The 16210-nt window shown below is 69.7% G+C and carries 16 protein-coding genes and 1 pseudogene; 7 read left to right on the top strand and 10 right to left on the bottom strand.

Annotated elements, in window-relative coordinates; all coding sequences use genetic code 11:
- Positions 1-127: 127 nt before the first annotated feature.
- The 5 genes from QHF85_RS48190 to QHF85_RS48170 form a co-directional block, all read right to left on the bottom strand.
- Positions 128-508, bottom strand: a complete 381-nt coding sequence (locus tag QHF85_RS48190; protein WP_281334300.1) for a VOC family protein — start codon at positions 506-508, stop codon at positions 128-130.
- Between the two features lie 44 nt (positions 509-552).
- Positions 553-1248, bottom strand: a complete 696-nt coding sequence (locus tag QHF85_RS48185) for a YafY family protein (protein WP_281334299.1) — start codon at positions 1246-1248, stop codon at positions 553-555.
- A gap of 59 nt (positions 1249-1307) precedes the next feature.
- Positions 1308-1820, bottom strand: a complete 513-nt coding sequence (locus QHF85_RS48180; protein ID WP_281334298.1) for a DUF1993 domain-containing protein — start codon at positions 1818-1820, stop codon at positions 1308-1310.
- 100 nt (positions 1821-1920) lie between these two features.
- On the bottom strand, positions 1921-3300 hold the full coding sequence (locus tag QHF85_RS48175) for an MFS transporter (RefSeq protein ID WP_281334297.1): 1380 nt from the start codon (positions 3298-3300) through the stop codon (positions 1921-1923).
- A complete protein-coding gene (locus QHF85_RS48170; protein WP_281334296.1) occupies positions 3293-5743 on the bottom strand; it encodes a PEP/pyruvate-binding domain-containing protein in 2451 nt (816 codons plus the stop codon). The genes QHF85_RS48175 and QHF85_RS48170 overlap by 8 nt, the downstream gene beginning before the upstream one ends.
- Positions 5744-5795: 52 nt before the next feature.
- Here QHF85_RS48170 and QHF85_RS48165 point away from each other — a divergent pair, with 52 nt between their 5' ends.
- On the top strand, positions 5796-6416 hold the full coding sequence (locus QHF85_RS48165; protein WP_281334295.1) for a TetR/AcrR family transcriptional regulator: 621 nt from the start codon (positions 5796-5798) through the stop codon (positions 6414-6416).
- A gap of 22 nt (positions 6417-6438) precedes the next feature.
- Here QHF85_RS48165 and QHF85_RS48160 read toward each other — a convergent pair whose 3' ends face one another.
- From QHF85_RS48160 to QHF85_RS48145, 4 genes are all read right to left on the bottom strand, one after another.
- Positions 6439-7590, bottom strand: a complete 1152-nt coding sequence (locus QHF85_RS48160) for a CapA family protein (RefSeq protein WP_281334294.1) — start codon at positions 7588-7590, stop codon at positions 6439-6441.
- A 79-nt stretch (positions 7591-7669) separates the two neighbouring features.
- On the bottom strand, positions 7670-9124 hold the full coding sequence (locus QHF85_RS48155) for an amidohydrolase family protein (RefSeq protein ID WP_281334293.1): 1455 nt from the start codon (positions 9122-9124) through the stop codon (positions 7670-7672).
- Positions 9125-9132: 8 nt separating this feature from the next.
- Entirely contained in the window at positions 9133-9537 is a 405-nt protein-coding gene (locus QHF85_RS48150) for a hypothetical protein (protein WP_281334292.1), read from the bottom strand.
- Between the two features lie 70 nt (positions 9538-9607).
- Positions 9608-10222, bottom strand: a complete 615-nt coding sequence (locus tag QHF85_RS48145) for a hypothetical protein (RefSeq protein ID WP_281334291.1) — start codon at positions 10220-10222, stop codon at positions 9608-9610.
- A 479-nt stretch (positions 10223-10701) separates the two neighbouring features.
- Here QHF85_RS48145 and QHF85_RS48140 point away from each other — a divergent pair, with 479 nt between their 5' ends.
- The 3 genes from QHF85_RS48140 to QHF85_RS48130 all read left to right on the top strand — a co-directional run bounded on the left by QHF85_RS48140 (position 10702) and on the right by QHF85_RS48130 (position 12445).
- Positions 10702-11019, top strand: a complete 318-nt coding sequence (locus QHF85_RS48140) for a hypothetical protein (protein ID WP_281334290.1) — start codon at positions 10702-10704, stop codon at positions 11017-11019.
- A gap of 56 nt (positions 11020-11075) precedes the next feature.
- Positions 11076-11816 (top strand): sterol desaturase family protein, encoded by a 741-nt coding sequence (locus QHF85_RS48135; protein WP_281334289.1) that lies wholly within the window; start codon positions 11076-11078, stop codon positions 11814-11816.
- A gap of 86 nt (positions 11817-11902) precedes the next feature.
- Positions 11903-12445 carry a hypothetical protein gene (locus tag QHF85_RS48130; protein ID WP_281334288.1) on the top strand — a complete coding sequence of 181 codons (543 nt, stop codon included), beginning with the start codon at positions 11903-11905 and terminating at the stop codon, positions 12443-12445.
- 7 nt (positions 12446-12452) lie between these two features.
- On the opposite strand, the gene QHF85_RS48125 is transcribed toward QHF85_RS48130, so the two are convergent.
- Positions 12453-13025: a hypothetical protein gene (locus tag QHF85_RS48125; RefSeq protein ID WP_281334287.1), complete on the bottom strand. Its 573-nt coding sequence runs from the start codon at positions 13023-13025 to the stop codon at positions 12453-12455.
- 134 nt (positions 13026-13159) lie between these two features.
- Here QHF85_RS48125 and QHF85_RS48120 point away from each other — a divergent pair, with 134 nt between their 5' ends.
- The 3 genes and pseudogenes from QHF85_RS48120 to QHF85_RS48110 all read left to right on the top strand — a co-directional run.
- Positions 13160-14542 carry a hypothetical protein gene (locus tag QHF85_RS48120; protein ID WP_281334286.1) on the top strand — a complete coding sequence of 461 codons (1383 nt, stop codon included), beginning with the start codon at positions 13160-13162 and terminating at the stop codon, positions 14540-14542.
- A gap of 10 nt (positions 14543-14552) precedes the next feature.
- Complete coding sequence (locus QHF85_RS48115) at positions 14553-15926, top strand: hypothetical protein (protein ID WP_281334285.1); 1374 nt, start codon at positions 14553-14555, stop codon at positions 15924-15926.
- A 74-nt stretch (positions 15927-16000) separates the two neighbouring features.
- Positions 16001-16210, top strand: a pseudogene (locus QHF85_RS48110) (hypothetical protein); the annotation flags it as partial.

Raw genomic sequence — 16210 nt, 5'->3', positions numbered from 1 at the left:
AAATCTTTCCCCGCATCGACTGCGCTTCGCGCAGTCGATGCCCAGAGGTCCAGGGCTGGCCCTGGTTCGGGTCGAGGGGCGAACAGCCCCCGCGGGGCCCGGGGCAGCGCCCCGGCGCGGCGCCTCCCTAGCGAGGACGACCGGCCAGCACAAACGGGCGGAGGCGGTGCCCGTCTGGGTCCTCGACGACGAATGTGAAGCCGAAATCCATGTCGGTCGGCTCCTGCACCACTGCGAGGCCGAGCTCGGTCCATGCGGCATAGGTCGCGAGGACGGCGTCCCTGCTCGCTTCGCTGAACGAGATCTCGATGCCGCCGGCGGGCTTTGGCGTCGGCGCCACGTCGTCGGTGCGCCAGAGGCCGATTTTCAGGCCGGTGGGCAGCACGTAAAGAACGAAGGTCGCGGAGTTTTGGACTGGCTCGCAGCCGAGGAGCTTCGAATACAGCTCGGCGCTTTTTTGCGGATCATGGACGGCAAGCAGCAGGTAATTGAGGGTGCGCATCTGCATCTCCATCGTCGTGGGGGACGGGGATGTCATGCGCCCTGCGACTGTCAGTTTCCGGCAGTGGCGGGTAGGTTCTGCCTGGCCCGCCATTCCTTGATCAGCACGGCGCGACGGCGCGGGTAGCGCTCGTCCTTCGGCTCGACCGACTGGATGCGGTCGAGCCGGAAGGCGCGGTAGTCCTGCCGGAGCTCGCACCAGGCCGCGAGCACCTGCACCTTTTCGAAAAACCCGATCAAGAGAGGCCAGATCGTGCGGGTCGTGGCGGCGCCGTCCTGGTCGCGGTAGGTGAGCCGGAGCTTTTGCTCCTTGCGGATCGCGGCGCGGATCACCGAGGCATCGACCGCGATCGGCTCGGCGTCGAACGTCGGCACGGTGAGCGTGGACGCGTCGATGCTCTCGCGGAGCTCGCTCGGCAGCACGGCGCGGATCTTCGCCACGGCGTCCTTCGCCGCGGCCGCGAGCCGTGCGTCGCCCCGCACCGCGACCCAGCGTGAACCGAGCACCAGGGCCTCGATCTCGTCGACCGAGAACATCAGCGGCGGCAGCGTGAAGCCGGGCCGCAGCACGTAGCCGAGGCCCGGCTCCCCCTGGATATCGGCGCCCTGCGCCTGAAGGGTCGCGATGTCGCGATAAAGCGTGCGGATGGAGATGCCGAGCTCTTCGGCCAGCGCCGCGCCGGGGATCGGCGCGCGGTGGCGGCGCAAGAGCTGCATGAGATCGAGCAGGCGGGAGGCGCGAGACATGGGCGGATCCTATCGGTCGACGCTGGTTGTCCGCGCGCCGCCGATCTCGCCGCGCGACGTCAAACGTCGAAGAACGGCAGGTTGCCGATGAAGTCGACCTTGCCCACGTCGACGCCGTTGTGGCGGAGGATCGAATAGGCCGTGGCGGCGTGGAAGTAGAAGTTCGGCAGGGCCATCTTGACCAGGAAGTCGACGCCCTTGAGCCCCTTGCCCGGCGCGAACGGCAGGACGATGGTGCGGGCCTCGGCGCCTTCGAATTGCTCGGCCTGGAGGGTCTTCAGCCAGGCGATCGTCTTGTCGAGGCGGGCGCGGATCTCCTCGATGGTCTTCTCGTTGTCCTCGAAGACGGGCGGCTGCACGCCGGCGAGGCGCGCGGCCGTGAACTTCGCGCCGTCGCTGATGGCCTGGAACTGCCGCACGAGGGGGTACTGATCCGGCGCGAGGCGCGTGCCGAGGAGCACGTTGACGTCGAACTTCTTTTGCTCGGCGAGGGCCTGCGCCTTGTCGAGCCACGTGAGCGCCTGGCCCACGGTCTGGATCAGCTGCGGCACGGAAAGATGGTAAAGATTCACGAGCGTCTCCTTGGTAGACGGCGGCGGGTGTCGCACGCGCCGCCGCCACGTAAACACCGGCTCCCAGGTGCGCAAGCCCGAGAGCACAATCACGCCTCGTTCACCGGGAGCCCGCGAGGGCCACCGGAGGCGCCGCCGCGCGGCCGGGCAGGAGGAAGGTGCAGCCGAGCGTCAGGAGCAGCGCCGCGCCGTACACGGACATGGCCGTGGTGTGCTCGTGCATCACCACCTCCGGATCCGGGCGATCCGTGAGCACGAGGCCGAGCACCGTGAGGCCGGCGACGCCCCCGAGATAACGCATCGTCGAGGTGAGGCCCGCGGCCATTCCGCTCTTTTCCCGCGGGACGTCGCTCATCGCCGCGGACTGCGACGGAGCCGCCGAGAGGCCGAGCCCCGCGCCGAGCATCACGAGCGAAGGAATCGCGTCGGAGAGCGCATGCAAAGGCCGGAGCGCGAGCAAGGTCGTGCCCCCGAGGGCCAGCGAGCAGCCGACGAACGCCACCGCGCGCGCCCCGAATCGATCGGTCCCGCGCCCCGCGAACGGCGAGGTCAGCACCATCGTGCCCATCATCGAGAGCAGCGCCGTGCCGACGTCGCGCGGGCCGACGTGGAAGAGCCTCCCGACCACGTGGGGTAGCTCGAAGATGGTCGAGTACATCGCGAAATTCTGGAGCGCGATGATCAAGCTGCCCCCCACGAAGGCGCGCTGCTTGAACAGAGAGAAATCGATGACGGGATCCGCGACGCGCCGCTCCCAGAGCACGAAGGGCACGAAGGCGAGCGCGCCGACCACCGCCGCCCAGCGGAGGTGTGTCCTTTCGAGGCCGAGGACGAGCCCCGCGAGCGCGCCGCCGAGCAGGAGTGATCCCAGAAGGTCGAAGCGCGGGCGGGGCGCGGCGGGGGCCCGAGGAGCGGCCGTCACCCCGAGGTGCGCGAGCCCGGCGGAGAGGAGGAGCACCGGGACGTTGACGAGGAAGATCGAGGTCCACCCGAAGTGCCCGACGAGCTGCGCGCCGATCGTCGGCCCGGTGCCCGCCGCGATCCCCATCACCGCGCCAAACGCGCCGAAGGCACGCCCGCGCATCTCGGGCGGCAGCTCCGTGCGGAGCAGGGCCGTCGCGCTCGGGGCCATGATCGCGCCGCCCGCCGCCATCACGATGCGCGCCACCGTGAGCGCAGGGAGCACGGGCCATACGTACGCGAGCGCGGCGCCGGCCGCGAGGAGGAGCTGACCCAGCCCGAGCGCACGCCGATGGCCGAGCCGATCGCCGAGCTTTCCGCCGGGGCTCTGCAGGACGATGTTCGTGAGGAGATAACTCGTCACGAGCGCCTGCCGGAGCGCGCCGGAGTCGGCCGAAAGGGTGCGCGCCATCTCCGGCAGCGCCACGGCGACCATCGTGGAGTTGAGCGGCGCGAGCGCCGCCGACAGCGCGATCGCCACGAGGAGCCGCACCGGCAGGCGCGACGCGGGCTCAGGCATAAGCGACCTCGCCCGTGACGCTCGGGCGCACGAGCAGCACGCGGCCTTCCGTCCCGTCGACGAGGATCTCCTGACCATCCGTGATGCGCGTCGTCGCCCCGGCGGCCCCGAGCACCGCGGGGATCCCGTATTCGCGCGCGACGATGGCCGCGTGCGAGGCCGCGCCGCCCGTGTCCGTCACGACGCCCGCGGCGAGGGTGAAGAGCGGCGTCCACGCGGGGTTCGTGTACCGGCAGACCAGGATCTCCCCCGGCCGGAGGCGCCCGAACTCGCGCTCGTCGCGCACGATGCGCGCCCTGCCGCGGACCACGCCGGACGACGCCCCGGTGCCGCGCAGCTCGCTCTCCGAGGCGCCTGTCGCGAACGCCTCGAACGCCCGCTTCTGCCACCTCCCGTTGACCACTCCGTACGTCGCGCGCCTGCGTTGCACGAGCTTTTTCACGTCGGCGAACGGCGGCGCCCCCTCCCGGAACCACGCCCGGATCTCGGCCTCCGTCAGATAGAAAATGTCGTCGGGGCTCGGCAGGTGCCCGCGCTCGTGGAGGCGGCGCGCGAGCTCGGCCACGATGGCCTGCATGGCCGAGAACACGCGGGCCAGGTCGTAATGCGAGCGCTCGCGGAAGATGATGGCCTTCCGGAGCTGCTCCAGGGTGCTGCGGAAGGGGCCGGAGAGCCCCGGCACGAATCGAATCCCGCGGGTGACCTCCTCGACGGCCGCCAGGTAACGCTTGTGCCCGGCCTCTTCGGACGGCGGCTCGGTGACGTCGAGCATGCCGCGCAAAAGCCCCCACATGGGCGCCGGATCCTGCCGCCAGGTGGGCGCCGAGAGGTAGAGCCCCGTGCTCTCCCGATGCCCGTGTTCGTCGAGGAACACCTCGACCTCGGCGAGGTAGGCCCGGCCCGCCTCCGAGGCGGAGAGCTCCTCGGGATGCCCCTCGCGAATCGCAAGAAAAACCTCCGGACCTGCGCTCGCGGCTTTGCGCGCGAGGTGGTAGAGCGCGAGGTTGACCTCGGAGGTCCGGGTGTGCAGGCCCGAGACGAGGTCGCCCAGGATGGCGTCGGCTCGCTTCCTCCCCACGGCGACGGTGACCGGGAGCCGCAGGGCCACCACGGCCATCTGGCTGAGGATCCCCTCGAACCGCTTGAACAGGATCTCTCGCGTGGTCGCCTCGATTCGATCGGTGCGGCCGAGGAGCGCGGCGTCGTCCATCGCGCGGAGATCGACCGGCGCGCTGACCTCGAGGATTCGGCCGAACGCCTCGGCCTCCCACCACGCCAGCCAGTCGTTGCGAAGGGCGGTCGCGACGCGCTGGGGCAAACCCAAGATCCGGAAGGTGGGGCGCGGCGACGGCAGGACGAAGAACTCACGCCATACCTGGTCCATCACCGCGCGCTCGTCGGCCTCGTCGATGTCGAGGCCCAGGATGCGCACCGCGTTGACGAGCGCGGGGACCACCATCCGGAAGCCCCACTGATCGAGCGGTTTGGGCGCGACGGGGAAGCGGTCGTTGTCGTTCGCTTCGAGCATCTTCCGCTGCAGGCGGCTGAGCTCCGGGGGCGGCGGGAGCGGCTCGATCTCGGCCGCGCCGAGGGTGGTGATGGGGCGCGACTGGAGGAGGTAGACAGAGCCCCCTTCGAAGGCGAACTCCACGTCCTGCGGGCAGCCGAAATGGGCCTCCAGGTCGAGCGCGATGCGGCTCAACTGGAGCACCAGCTCGTCGCTCGGCGCGGGGCGCCCCGGCACGCGGCGCTCGCGCTCCTCGATCGCCAGGGGCTCGCGACGCAGGCGGTACACGTCGCCGGTCGTGTGTCCCGAGACCACGGCCTCGCCGAGCCCCGGCGCGACCTCGAGGAGCATGCGGTCGGCGCGCTGAGCCACCGGATCGACCGTGAACAGGACCCCGGCAAACTCGGCCGCCACCATGCGCTGCACCACGACCGCGATGTGGACCCCCAGGTGATCCACGCCGCGCGCCGCCCGGTAGCCGAGGGCGCGCGCGCTCCAGAGCGACGCCCAGCACCGCCGCAGCGCGCGCAAGAGCTCGTCTTCTCCCGCGACGTCGAGGAACGTCTCGTGCTGGCCCGCGAACGAGGCGTCGGCGAGGTCTTCCGCCGTCGCGGACGATCGAACCGCGACCCGCGGCGCGCCGAGCTCACGATACGCTTCGCGGATGGCGTGCTCGAGCTCGGGCAGGAGCGCGCCCCGCTCGAAGAGCTCGGCCGCCTCGGAGGCCGCCGCCTCCCAGCTCTGTGCGGCGAGGTGCGCCGCGAGGCGCTCGGCGAGCCCCCAGGCGCGCGCGTGCTCGGCGTACGCCTCGGCGCTCACCACGAACCCGGCCGGCACCGCGAGCCCGCGTCGCAAAAGCTCGCCGAGGTTCGCGCCCTTGCCGCCCGCCGTGGGGAGATCGGCCCGGGACAGCTCGTTCAAGCGATGGATCCTCATGTTGCGCTCCTTTCTTGCCCAGCGCAGTTAATAAGTGACAAGATACTCAAGAATGTCACGCCCGCGCAACATCCCCGACACAAAGATCCTCGAAGAGGCACGCGCCTGTTTCCTGGAACACGGCGCCGCCGTCTCGACGACGTTGATCGCGGAGCGGCTCGGCATCTCGCACGGGGTGCTGTTCCAGCGGTTCGGCACGAAGGAGCAGCTCCTGCGCGCCGCGCTGATGCCTCCGTCCGAGCCGCCGTGGATGGCCCGGATGCGGTCGGGGCCCGACGACCGCGACGCGCGGACGCAGCTCCACGAGCTCGCCGAGGAGATCTTCGCGTACCTCCAGCGCATCGTGCCGTGCCTCGCGGTGCTCCGCTCGGCCGGCATGCACGTCGAGTCCGCGGCCGATCGGCGGGAAGATCTGCCGCCCGTCCGCGCGCGTCGCGAGATGGCGGCGTGGTTTTCCCGGGCGATCGCGCGGGGCCTCTTGCGCTCGGTCCCGCCGGAGCACGCCGCCGACGTCTTCCTCGGCTCGCTCCAGTTCCGGCCGTTCCACCAGCACCTCTCGAACCAGGGCTTCGACCACGCCGAGAACCGTGCGTACGTCGCGTTCGCCGTCGACGTGATCTGCTGCACGCTCGCGGAGGCGGACGGCTCCGGCGTGGCTCAGCCTTCGAGGTAGCGCGCGAGGCCCTTGGCGAGGCTCAATCCCACTGCAAACGCAAGGTGTCGTCCTCGTCGAGGACGATCTGCGCCCCGAACCGCCGGCTCTCGCGATGCAGCCTCTCCGCGAGCCAGCGCGCGTCGGCGCGCTCGACGCGGTTCAGGCGAAAATGGCGAATCCGGAGCGGCACCATCCGGAGCTCGACGAGCCTGCCGGTCCGGGTATCGAGGCGCACGAAATACATGAGCGTGCGATCGCTTCGGTATTGCTCGTGCCCGCGAATGCCTTCGTAGTCGTTCAAGAAGTCTCCGCAGCCGTAGAAGATCGGCCTCTCCGCGTGGACTTCGATGGCCATGGGGTGATGGGAGGAATGACCGTGGACCACGTCCACGCCCGCCTCGTCGACGAGGGCGTGGGCGAACGCGACATGCTCGCAGGGGATTTCATACCCCCAGTTGCCTCCCCAGTGGAGCGAGGCAATGACGACGTCGCCCGCGCGCTTCGTGCCCGCGATCCTCGCGGCCACACGCGCGACCGTCTTTGGACCGAGATCGGAGAGCACCGCGAGCCCGGGCGCGTGCTCGCCCGCCGCCCATTCGCGCGGGATCCCGGAGCTCGTCGTGCCAAACGAAACCACGAGGACCCGACCGCGCCCGGGGACGTCGACAATCGCCGGAGCCTCCGCCTCGTCGAGATCGAGCCCGGCCCCGGCCGTCGCCATGCCCGCCTTTCGCAGCGTCGCGAGCGTCTCGACGAGGCCCGCGCGGCCCCAGTCGAGGACATGATTGTTCGCGAGAGAGCAACCATCGATCTTCGCGGCGAGCAGGCACGGGGTGTTTTTCGGGTGCATGCGATAATTGATGCCCTTTGGCCAGGGGTCGCTGCTCGTCGTGATGCTCGTCTCGAGGTTGACCCAGCGGACGTCCGGGGCCCGGCTCGCCCACGCACCGAGCGCGTCGCCCCACACGGAGTCGAAGCTCTGGCGCCTCGGGATCGGCCCGCTCTCTTGCTCCGCCAGAGCAACGTAGTCACGCGCGTCCTCCATGTGGGGCTCGAAGAGCGACGGCTCGCTCGGGAAGGGCAGGATTTGATCGATGCCCCGCCCGGTCATCACGTCCCCGCACAAAAAGACCTCGATGACGGACCCTGCCGCCTTGCGCGACGCGCTCGCATGCTCCGGAATCTCGGCCATGGGGTGTCCCGCCGCTCGGACATTCAATCCATGTGCCGAACGTCGAGCTCGGCGGCGGCCGCCGGGCCGCCTCATCGCGTCACGGGCGCTTGTAGATCGCCCCTCCCTTCATGACGAACGGGACCTTCCGGAGCGCCGTGATCTCCCGCGTCGGATCGCCTTCGACCGCGATCAGATCGGCCAGCTTGCCGGCCGCCACCGAGCCGATCGCCGCGTCGAGGTGCAGCACCTTCGCGCTGCCCGAGGTCGCCGCGCGCAGCGCATCGACCGGGGTCGCGCCGTACTCCACGAACAATTCGAGCTCGCGGGCATTGTCTCCGTGCGCGAACACGCCGGCGTCGCTCCCATTCACCAGGGTCACGCCTGCGTCGAGGGCCGCCTTGAACGACTTGCGCTTCGCCGTCAGCCTCTCCGGCTCGGGCGTGCTGCCCTTCTTCCAGCCCTGGTAATAACGCGCGATGGCGTCACTCGCCGCGAGCGTCGGGCAAAACGCGACGTGGTTCTTCGCCATGAGCTTGAAGACCTCGGGCGTGCCTTCGTCGCCATGCTCGATGGTATCGACGCCGGCCATGGCCGCGCGCCGCATTCCTTCGGCCGAAGACGCGTGCGCCGCGACGCTCCGGCCACTCGAATGCGCGGTCTCGACGACGAGCCGGAGCTCCTCGATCGAGAACGTCGGCCGCACCTCGTTGCCGGGCCCCCAAGGGTAGTCCGCATAGACCTTGATCCAATCGGCGCCGTGCCCGATCTGATCGCGCACGACGCGCAGGAGCTCATCGTGCCCGTCGGCCTCCTCGGCGCCCTGCGGCACGTGGAAGCCGGGATCGAAGCCCTTCGGCCCATAACTCCCCGTGGCGACGATGGCCTTCGTCGTGACGATCATTCGCGGGCCGGGGATGATCCCCTGATCGATGGCCTGCTTGAGCCCGACGTCGGCATATCCGGCCCCCTCCGTCCCGAGATCGCGGACCGTGGTAAAACCGGCGAGGAGGGTGTTTCGCGCGTGGTTCGTCGCGCGGGCGACGCGGAGGGCGACGGGCTCACGGGTCACCTGTTTGTCCCAGGAGGCTTCGTCGTAAGGATGAAGCAAAAAATGAGAATGCCCCTCGATGAGACCGGGCAAGAGCGTCGTGTTCGGCAAATCGACGACCGCCGCGTCGCCCGGCGCCTGCACCTGCGCCTCGGGCCCCGCCGCCTCGATGCGATTGCCGCGCACGAGGACGACCCATCCCTCGTGCGGGCGCGCCGTATTGCCATCGAAGACGCGCGCCGGCTTGAGCAGATAGAGGCCTTTTCCAGCGATCCCCGTGAACGTGGGGGCGGGGAGGGGAGCGGGGAGGGAGGCCATCGGCGAGCCGCCATCCGCGGGAATCGAAGCTTCCGCAGGGCGTGCGCTCGCGGTCGGAGGTGCGGTCGGGCGGCTCGTCGATCCGGCGCGTGGCGGCCCGCCGGGGGCGGTCGCGGCCGCGCCGCCGCAGCCCGAGAAGAGGACCATTGCGGTCAGCGCGGCCAGGGCGGCACGGGCGTTCTTCACCGTCCTTCTCAATTTTCGTCGAGCTTGTAGACGCCGTCTTCCTGCGTGACATCGATCTTCTGGAACTTCTCCGGAGTCCCTTTATCAGCGGCCGCTTTCCACACCGCATACCATGCGTCGAACTGGGAGCCTTGCCGCTCCAGCATGCGCTTGGAGACGCATTTCTTGAATGCTTCTTTGTCGTCTCGGCGCAGCACGTCGTAGATCGTCGCGCGCGCCTTTTCGGGGGTTGCGAGGTCGAGGACCGGCGCGGCGCCCGCACCATCTTGCGCGGCGCCCGACGCCTCTTGCGCGGGGGCGGGCGCCTCTGGCGCGGGAGCGGGCGCCTCTGGCGCTTGCGGCTCCGGGGTGCTTGAAGCGCAGGCGGAGGCCAGGACCAGAATGGCAAAGGCCGCGATCTTGAACGTCGACATGGCTGAGCTTTACGCTCCGTTGGGTGGGTTCGTCAAGGCGCCCCCGAGCGCGGCGCCTGTGCTCCTGGGTTCAACGCCCGAACACGCGGAGCGATTTGCAAGCCGCGAGCTCGGTGGCATGCGAAGCGGCCATCGCGCGCGGGTCGTCCGCGGGCTCCAGGTTGACCGTCACGACGCACCGGACGACCGTCGTCTCGCCTTCGACGATGGCCATCCCGCGGACGCTCGGGATCTTTTCGACCTCGGCCGTGTCATGTTGCGTGGCGTCGTAGAGGAGGAAATACGTGCCCCCGGGGATCGGCTCGGTCTTCCAGATCTCGAAGGGCCCGTGGTGGTGCTCCGCCGGCTTCGGCGCCTTCCATTCGGCGACCACCGCCGCGTTCGACTTCGGCGTCCAGGTGAAGATGACGCCGGGAAACAACACGCCATTCTCGATCGCCATCGGCGCCTTGCCGCGCGCGGAGACCGGCAGATCCACGCAGAAGTCAGGGCCCTCGTGCCGATAGGCGTCCTTGCCGCAGGGCGCGGCGGGCGCGCTCGCGACGGGCGCCTTGCCGCTCTGCTGTGCCGTGCCCGCGCTCGTCAACGCCGAGTTCGCCGGCCGATCATGCCCCGCGTCCCCGGCGGAGCGGGCGCAGCCGAGCACGAGCGTGAGTCCAAACCATGCCAACGAGCCTGCTTTCATGATGGGTTCCTTCATCTCCACGAGACGCCCGGGCCGCCGAGAAGACGTCGGCGATCCGCCGTTCTCGTGCCGGGCTCATGGACATGACGGGTGGGGAGGAAGGTTGTCGCACGGCGCTCGACAAAAAAAATCGACGACCCCCGTTCACTTTGGATGCGACAGGCGAAGCCGGGCCCCGTCATCCGGGGGAGGAGCTCGCTCCCGCCCTCGGTCGTCGGAGCGGGCCCTCCTGCACGTATGTCACGCGAATCCGCGCATGGAGTTCCACACAAATGGTAGGCGTTCGATACCCCATCCTCTGGTCTGCCCTCTCGATCCTCTCCCTCGCCGTCGGGGCGGCGGGCTGCGGCGGTCAAAGCTCCGGAACAGCGGATGCCGGCGCTCAAACGGCGGCAAACATCGAACCCTCCGCTCCGGCGCCCGCACAGCCTCCGGCGAGCGCTCCTGGGCCGGCGGCGGGTGCTGCATCGGTCGGCGGCATGGGCCCGAGGGTGTTCCCGATCGTCGCTGCCAGCTCGTGCAGCGGCCGTGGCAGGCAGGTGACCCACGCGTCGAGCGGGGACGCGTTCCAGCGGAGCGGCGACACGTGGTCGCGTCAGGAGAGGTGGGGGTGCGGGTGTCCGACGGGCGACGTTTACACGATGGTGTACGAGCCCAAGACCTCGCCGCTCCGCGTGCGGCTCTGCGAGAACGGCGCCATGGACATGTGCGAGGCGCTCTGCCAGCAGACCCTCGCATGGAACCTCTCCGGACCGCTGAAGGAGGCCGGCGCGACGGACGTGGTGTTCGTCGATTGATCACCTCCTTTCGCTGCGACCTCTTTCGCTGGTAGACTCTGCGACGCGTATTCGTCATGCCCCACCTCACGCTCCCCACGATCTTCACCATCGGCTCGACGCTCGTGTTCCTCGTGCTCGAGCGCGTGCGGCCAGGCCGCGCATTGCCGCACGTGGCCGGCTGGCACGTGCGCGCGCTCTTCTTGAACCTCGCGCAGCTCGGCATCACGCTCGCGCTGAACCGCGTCTGGGCGTGGCTGTTCCAGGGGGCCTCGCTCTTCACGATCTCCGCGCTGGGCCGCCCGTGGCTCGAGGGGCTCGTGGCGTGGTTCGTGGGCACGTTCTTTTACTACTGGTGGCACCGCCTGCGGCACGCCGACGGCTTCTGGCACGTCTTCCACCAGATCCACCACTCGCCCGCGCGCATCGAGATCCTCACGTCCTTCTACAAGCACCCCGTCGAGATGGTCGCCGACGCGCTGCTCAGCGCGACGATCGCGTACCTCCTGCTCGGCATCTCGCTCGAAGGCGCGTTCTGGTTCAACTTCTTCGCCGCGACCGGGGAGTATTTCTACCACGGCAATTTCAAGAGCCCCCGCTGGCTGAAATGGTTCCTCCAGACGCCCGAGCTGCATTCGGTGCACCATGAGCTCGACGTCCACCGCTACAACTACTCCGACTTGCCGCTGTGGGATCGGCTCTTCGGCACGTACAAGGACGCGGACGAATTCGCCCCGGCGTGCGGGTTCCCCCGCGACAACGAGCGCAAGATCGGCGACATGCTCGCATTCCGCGACGTCTATCACGACCCTACCTGAGGGGTGTGATAGGCTCGGCGCCATGGCTCCCCGCATGCCGCCATGCGCGCTCGTCGTGGCCACGCTCGTCGCGACGGCGACGGGACGTGGTCGGTGATCCGTCCATCGAGGCTGCTCGCGGCGAGGGCGCGGTCACGCTCCTTCCGGGCATGGCGTCCGAGCTCCACGTCCGCGCCGAGCGCGCGGGCGAGGGCCGGCTCGCGCTGCTCGACGCGGCGATCCGAACGGAGGCCGTCGAGCCGAGCGCGGTCGCGGCGATCGACCTGGACCTCCAGGCGGACGATACCAACGTCGGATATGGCTGCATCCCGCCGGCGCCGCGCTTCGATCAGCCGGTGAGCCACCTCTACACAGGCGCGCGGCGTTTTCTTTTCGTGCGGCTACGAGCAAAGGATGGCCGCGCGATGGCCGGGCTTCTCGAAGCGCCGCGATCGGCCACGCCGGAGGTCTGCACCCTCGCGCCCGCGCCGCGGCCGGAGCGCGCGCTCGAGGTGCTCGAATTCAACCTTCCTGCCTCGCGTGACCATCAGCGTTTCGCGTGGGAGCTTCACGCGGTCGAGCGCGGCACCTGCCGCGTCGAGGCGCGCGTGGGCGAGGTCGTCGCGCAGACCGTCGTCGAGATCCACTGACCTTCGTTCAGGACGCCGCGCGCGCGCCGGGCCTCCGTGTCGGGATCAAGATGCCGAGCGCGACCACGAAAAACGGCACGACGAGCCCGCTCTTGAATGCATGAATCGCGTCGGTTTGCCCGTGCTGGGGCAAGACCTGGATCACGATCGCGGCGAGCGGCCAGGCCGCCACGAAGAGGGCCTGGCCGAGCGCCCAGCGTCGACCGTCCACGGGGACGCGGAAGGCCCGGAGAACGCCCACGACGAGAGAAGGGGTGAGCAGCCACCAGAAAAGCATGGGCCAGGGCAGGGGACGCATGAAGGCGAAACGATTGAATGCCGCGCGGAGAGACCCTTCGGTGAGAGGCACCGCGATCGCCGCGAAGAGCGCGAGCACGGAGACGATCGCGGCTCTCCTCCGGGGCGAGGGCACGTCGAGGAAGGACCATGCCCACAGGAGGAACAAGGCGACGCCGACCGGCACGGCGAGGTGAAAGTATCCGGCCCAGGTGAGCCCCTCCCAGCCGCGCCACTCGACCTCCAGCCGCCAGAGGGCGCCGGCCAGAAGCGCGAGGATACCAAGGGCGGCGGTCGGGTGCATGAAAGGCACCGTACCACAACAGGCCCCCAGATCTGTCGCAAACGCGAAGTCCCCATCCCCCCGAACCCGGCGCACCCCTTGCTCGACCCCCGCGACCGGCGATGACGACCGGGTACGATTGACACAGCCGAAGCATGAAACATCCCTTGCGCGTCCTCACGCTCGGAACAGCCTCGCTCGTGCTCGTCGGTTGCGGACAGGATGCCCCGAACGACAGCACGCAGCTCGCCCAGCACAATCGCCCCCCACCTTCCGGCCAGGGCAAACTCGTCTGGGCTCGCGCATTCGGGGATGCCCCTGGGTATCAGGACGGCGTCGCCGTCGCCGCAGGTCCGAACGGCGAGATCGCGCTCATCGCGAGGGCCGCGGGGACCATCGACCTCGGCGGCGGCCCCCTCGTGCTCCCGATCGGCGGGTATGGCCTTTACGTCGTGGGCCTCGATCCCGAAGGAAAATATCGCTTTGGCATGGCATTCGGGGACGCATGGATCGGCGGCCCGAAGGCCGTCGCTTTCACGGCCGAGGGCGGAATCCTCCTCGCCGGCCGCGTCAGCCCCTATGCCGACCTCGGCCTCCCGCTCCCGCCCGGGGAAGAACAATCCTTCGTCCTCGCGCTCGCTCCGGACGGCAAGCCCGCCTGGGTACGAACCTTCACGACGGGATACCCGAAGGCGCTCGCGCTCGATCGCTCGGGCAACATCTTCCTCGCCGGAAGCTTCGCGGGCTCGTTCGATCTCGGCACCGGCCCGCTCGTCGGCGCTGGAAACGTTTTTCTCGCCAAGCTCGATGCCCGAGGCCAGACCCTCTGGAGCAAGGCCTTTCCCGGCATGAACCCGCAAAGCGTGCGCGCCCTCGCCGTCGACGCGGCGGGCGACGTCGTCGTCGCCGGCTCCTTCTACGATACCATCGACCTCGGGGCCGGCCCCCTCGAGAGCGCCGGGGACACCGACGTGTTCGTCGCGAAATACAGCGGCGCCGGCGAGCTCCGATTCGGCCTGCGTTACGGCGGCCCGCAGCACGACGTCGCCCCCGATGTGGCCCTCGACGGCCGAGGCGACATTCACCTCGCCGGCGTTTTTCGGGGCACGCTCGACCTCCCTTCCGCTCCGCTCTCCGCGGCCAAAGAAAGCCTCTACTGGGCCCGACTCACCCCCTCGGGACAGGGCGTTTACGCGCGCGCGATCCCCGGCGACGTGGCCGCGCCCTCGCTCGCCGTCGACCCCTCAGGCCAGGCCCGGATCGCGGGCAGCTTCTCGGGCAGCATTGATTTCGGGCAAGGCCCGCTCACGGCGCAAGGGGTGGATGTGTTCCTCGCCAAACTCGCCCCCGGTGGCGAGACGCTCTGGGCCCACGGGTACGGCGGCGACGACGAGACCCAGCGGGCCTCGGCCCTCGCCGTGGACGCGCTGGGCCATTCCTTGATCACCGGCGGATTCCTCGGCACGCTCGATTTCGGCGGCGGACCTCTCGTCGGCTCGTACCCCGACGATGGCTTCCTCGCGAAAATCTCCCCTTGACGAGGACGCCATGAAACCATTCCCTGCGGTGGTGACGATGGGGCTCACGGCGATCGCCCTCGCTGGCTGCTCGGACCACGAGCGGGACACGAGGGAGAGCCCGGAGGAGAGCGCCGCGGTCCTCTGTCCGGAGACAGGGCCGCTCACCGGGGCGAACCTCTTTTCGCGTGTTTTCGTCGTGGACACCGAATTTCGCGCGATGGGCCTCGGCGTGGGCGTGGACGGGGCGTCCCATACCGTCGTGGCCGGCGCTTTCCGTCAGAACGTCGATCCGGGCGGCGGCCCGATCGCCTCGGCGGGCGGCTACGACCTCTTCGTGGCGAAGTTCGATCCCGCGGGCGCGCTCCTCTGGAGCCACCGATTCGGCGGTCCCGGCGACGAAAGCTTCGGGGCCCTCGCGGTCGGCGAGCGCGGGGACATCTGGCTCGTGAGCCATGGCTCGCTCGCCGGCGGGGAGGGGTTCCTCTCCGTGATCGCCCTCGATCCCGCCGGAAACGAGCGTTTCTCCCGGAGCTACACCGGCGCGGAGTACCAGACGGCGAAAGCGGCGGCGGTCGATCGCGAGGGCAACCTGCTCCTCGTGGGGAGTTACGCCGGCAGCCAATTCGACCTCGGCCTCGGCCCCATCGGGAAATACGGGTACAATTTCCTGGCGAAATTCAATGCCGCAGGGGAGACGACCTTCGTCCGGGCCCTCGCGGGGTCGAGTGATGATTTCGTGAGCGACGTGGCGGCGGCGCCGGACGGGGAGGTCGTGCTGACGGGCGCGCTGAAGAGCGTGCTTTCGCTGGATGGCATCGAGGGCGCGAGCGCCGGGGGCACGGACGTCTTCGCGGCCCGTTTCTCCGCGAAGGGCGAGCCGCGGTGGATCCGACGCTTCGGGTCCGCCGACGACTGGGAGGAGGGGAAAAACGTCGCCGTCGATGCCCTGGGAAATACTTGGCTCACCGGCAGCTCCTCTTCGCTCATCGACCTCGGCCGAGGGCCCATTTTCCCCACCGCGGGCGGCTCGACCCCTTTCGTGGTCGAGCTCGACGCGGCGGGCCGTCCCCTGCGCCACCGCCTCGACGTGCCCCGCCATGTGAGGGCCGACGGCGCCGGCAACGTCGTGCTCGCGGGTGAATTCGCGGGCACCCTCGATCCTGGAAGCGGGCCGCTCGCGAGCGCAGGCGGCACCGACGCTTGGCTCGTGAAGCTCGGGCGGGCAGGGGAAGTGCGCTGGGCGGAGCGGATGGGCAACGCGCAATCGGAGGCCGTCCACGGGCTCGCCATGAATTGCAAGGGGGGGAGCGCGATCGTGGGCTCGCGGGTGGATCCGAACGAGCCGAACGTAGGGGCTCTGGATGGCCCGATCGAGGTGTTCGTGTCGGTCTTTGCGCCCTGATCTCGGGGGCGGTGTCGACGGATGTCGACCGATGTCCAGAGGGTACGGCGACGATTCCGCGTAGCATCGACGCCATGAAGACCCTTGCATTGGTATTGATCACAGGCCTCGTGGCGGTGGGGTGCGGTTCGAACGAAGGCAATCCGAGCGGCGCCTCGAGCTCGAGCGGCGGCGCGGGCTTGGGCGGCAGCGGCGGTGACGCGGGCGCGGGCGGCGACGGCTCGGGCGGCGGCGGCACGGGCGGCGGCGGCGCGGGCGGCGCGGGCGGCGGAGCCTGCAACGTG

This window comes from Polyangium sp. 6x1 (assembly GCF_029946515.1).
Lineage (GTDB): Bacteria > Myxococcota_A > Polyangia > Polyangiales > Polyangiaceae > Polyangium.
This window is presented reverse-complemented; position numbering and strand designations above follow the sequence as displayed.

Bases quoted from the DNA above. Each gene is read 5' to 3' on its own strand.
- QHF85_RS48140 (WP_281334290.1), top strand. From the start codon at position 10,702: ATGGGCCCGAGGGTGTTCCCGATCGTCGCTGCCAGCTCGTGCAGCGGC.
- QHF85_RS48145 (WP_281334291.1), bottom strand. From the start codon at position 10,222: ATGAAAGCAGGCTCGTTGGCATGGTTTGGACTCACGCTCGTGCTCGGC.
- QHF85_RS48165 (WP_281334295.1), top strand. From the start codon at position 5,796: ATGTCACGCCCGCGCAACATCCCCGACACAAAGATCCTCGAAGAGGCA.
- QHF85_RS48175 (WP_281334297.1), bottom strand. From the start codon at position 3,300: ATGCCTGAGCCCGCGTCGCGCCTGCCGGTGCGGCTCCTCGTGGCGATC.
- QHF85_RS48160 (WP_281334294.1), bottom strand. From the start codon at position 7,590: ATGGCCGAGATTCCGGAGCATGCGAGCGCGTCGCGCAAGGCGGCAGGG.
- QHF85_RS48150 (WP_281334292.1), bottom strand. From the start codon at position 9,537: ATGTCGACGTTCAAGATCGCGGCCTTTGCCATTCTGGTCCTGGCCTCC.
- QHF85_RS48115 (WP_281334285.1), top strand. From the start codon at position 14,553: ATGAAACCATTCCCTGCGGTGGTGACGATGGGGCTCACGGCGATCGCC.
- QHF85_RS48190 (WP_281334300.1), bottom strand. From the start codon at position 508: ATGCAGATGCGCACCCTCAATTACCTGCTGCTTGCCGTCCATGATCCG.
- QHF85_RS48170 (WP_281334296.1), bottom strand. From the start codon at position 5,743: ATGAGGATCCATCGCTTGAACGAGCTGTCCCGGGCCGATCTCCCCACG.
- QHF85_RS48125 (WP_281334287.1), bottom strand. From the start codon at position 13,025: ATGCACCCGACCGCCGCCCTTGGTATCCTCGCGCTTCTGGCCGGCGCC.
- QHF85_RS48120 (WP_281334286.1), top strand. From the start codon at position 13,160: ATGAAACATCCCTTGCGCGTCCTCACGCTCGGAACAGCCTCGCTCGTG.
- QHF85_RS48185 (WP_281334299.1), bottom strand. From the start codon at position 1,248: ATGTCTCGCGCCTCCCGCCTGCTCGATCTCATGCAGCTCTTGCGCCGC.
- QHF85_RS48135 (WP_281334289.1), top strand. From the start codon at position 11,076: ATGCCCCACCTCACGCTCCCCACGATCTTCACCATCGGCTCGACGCTC.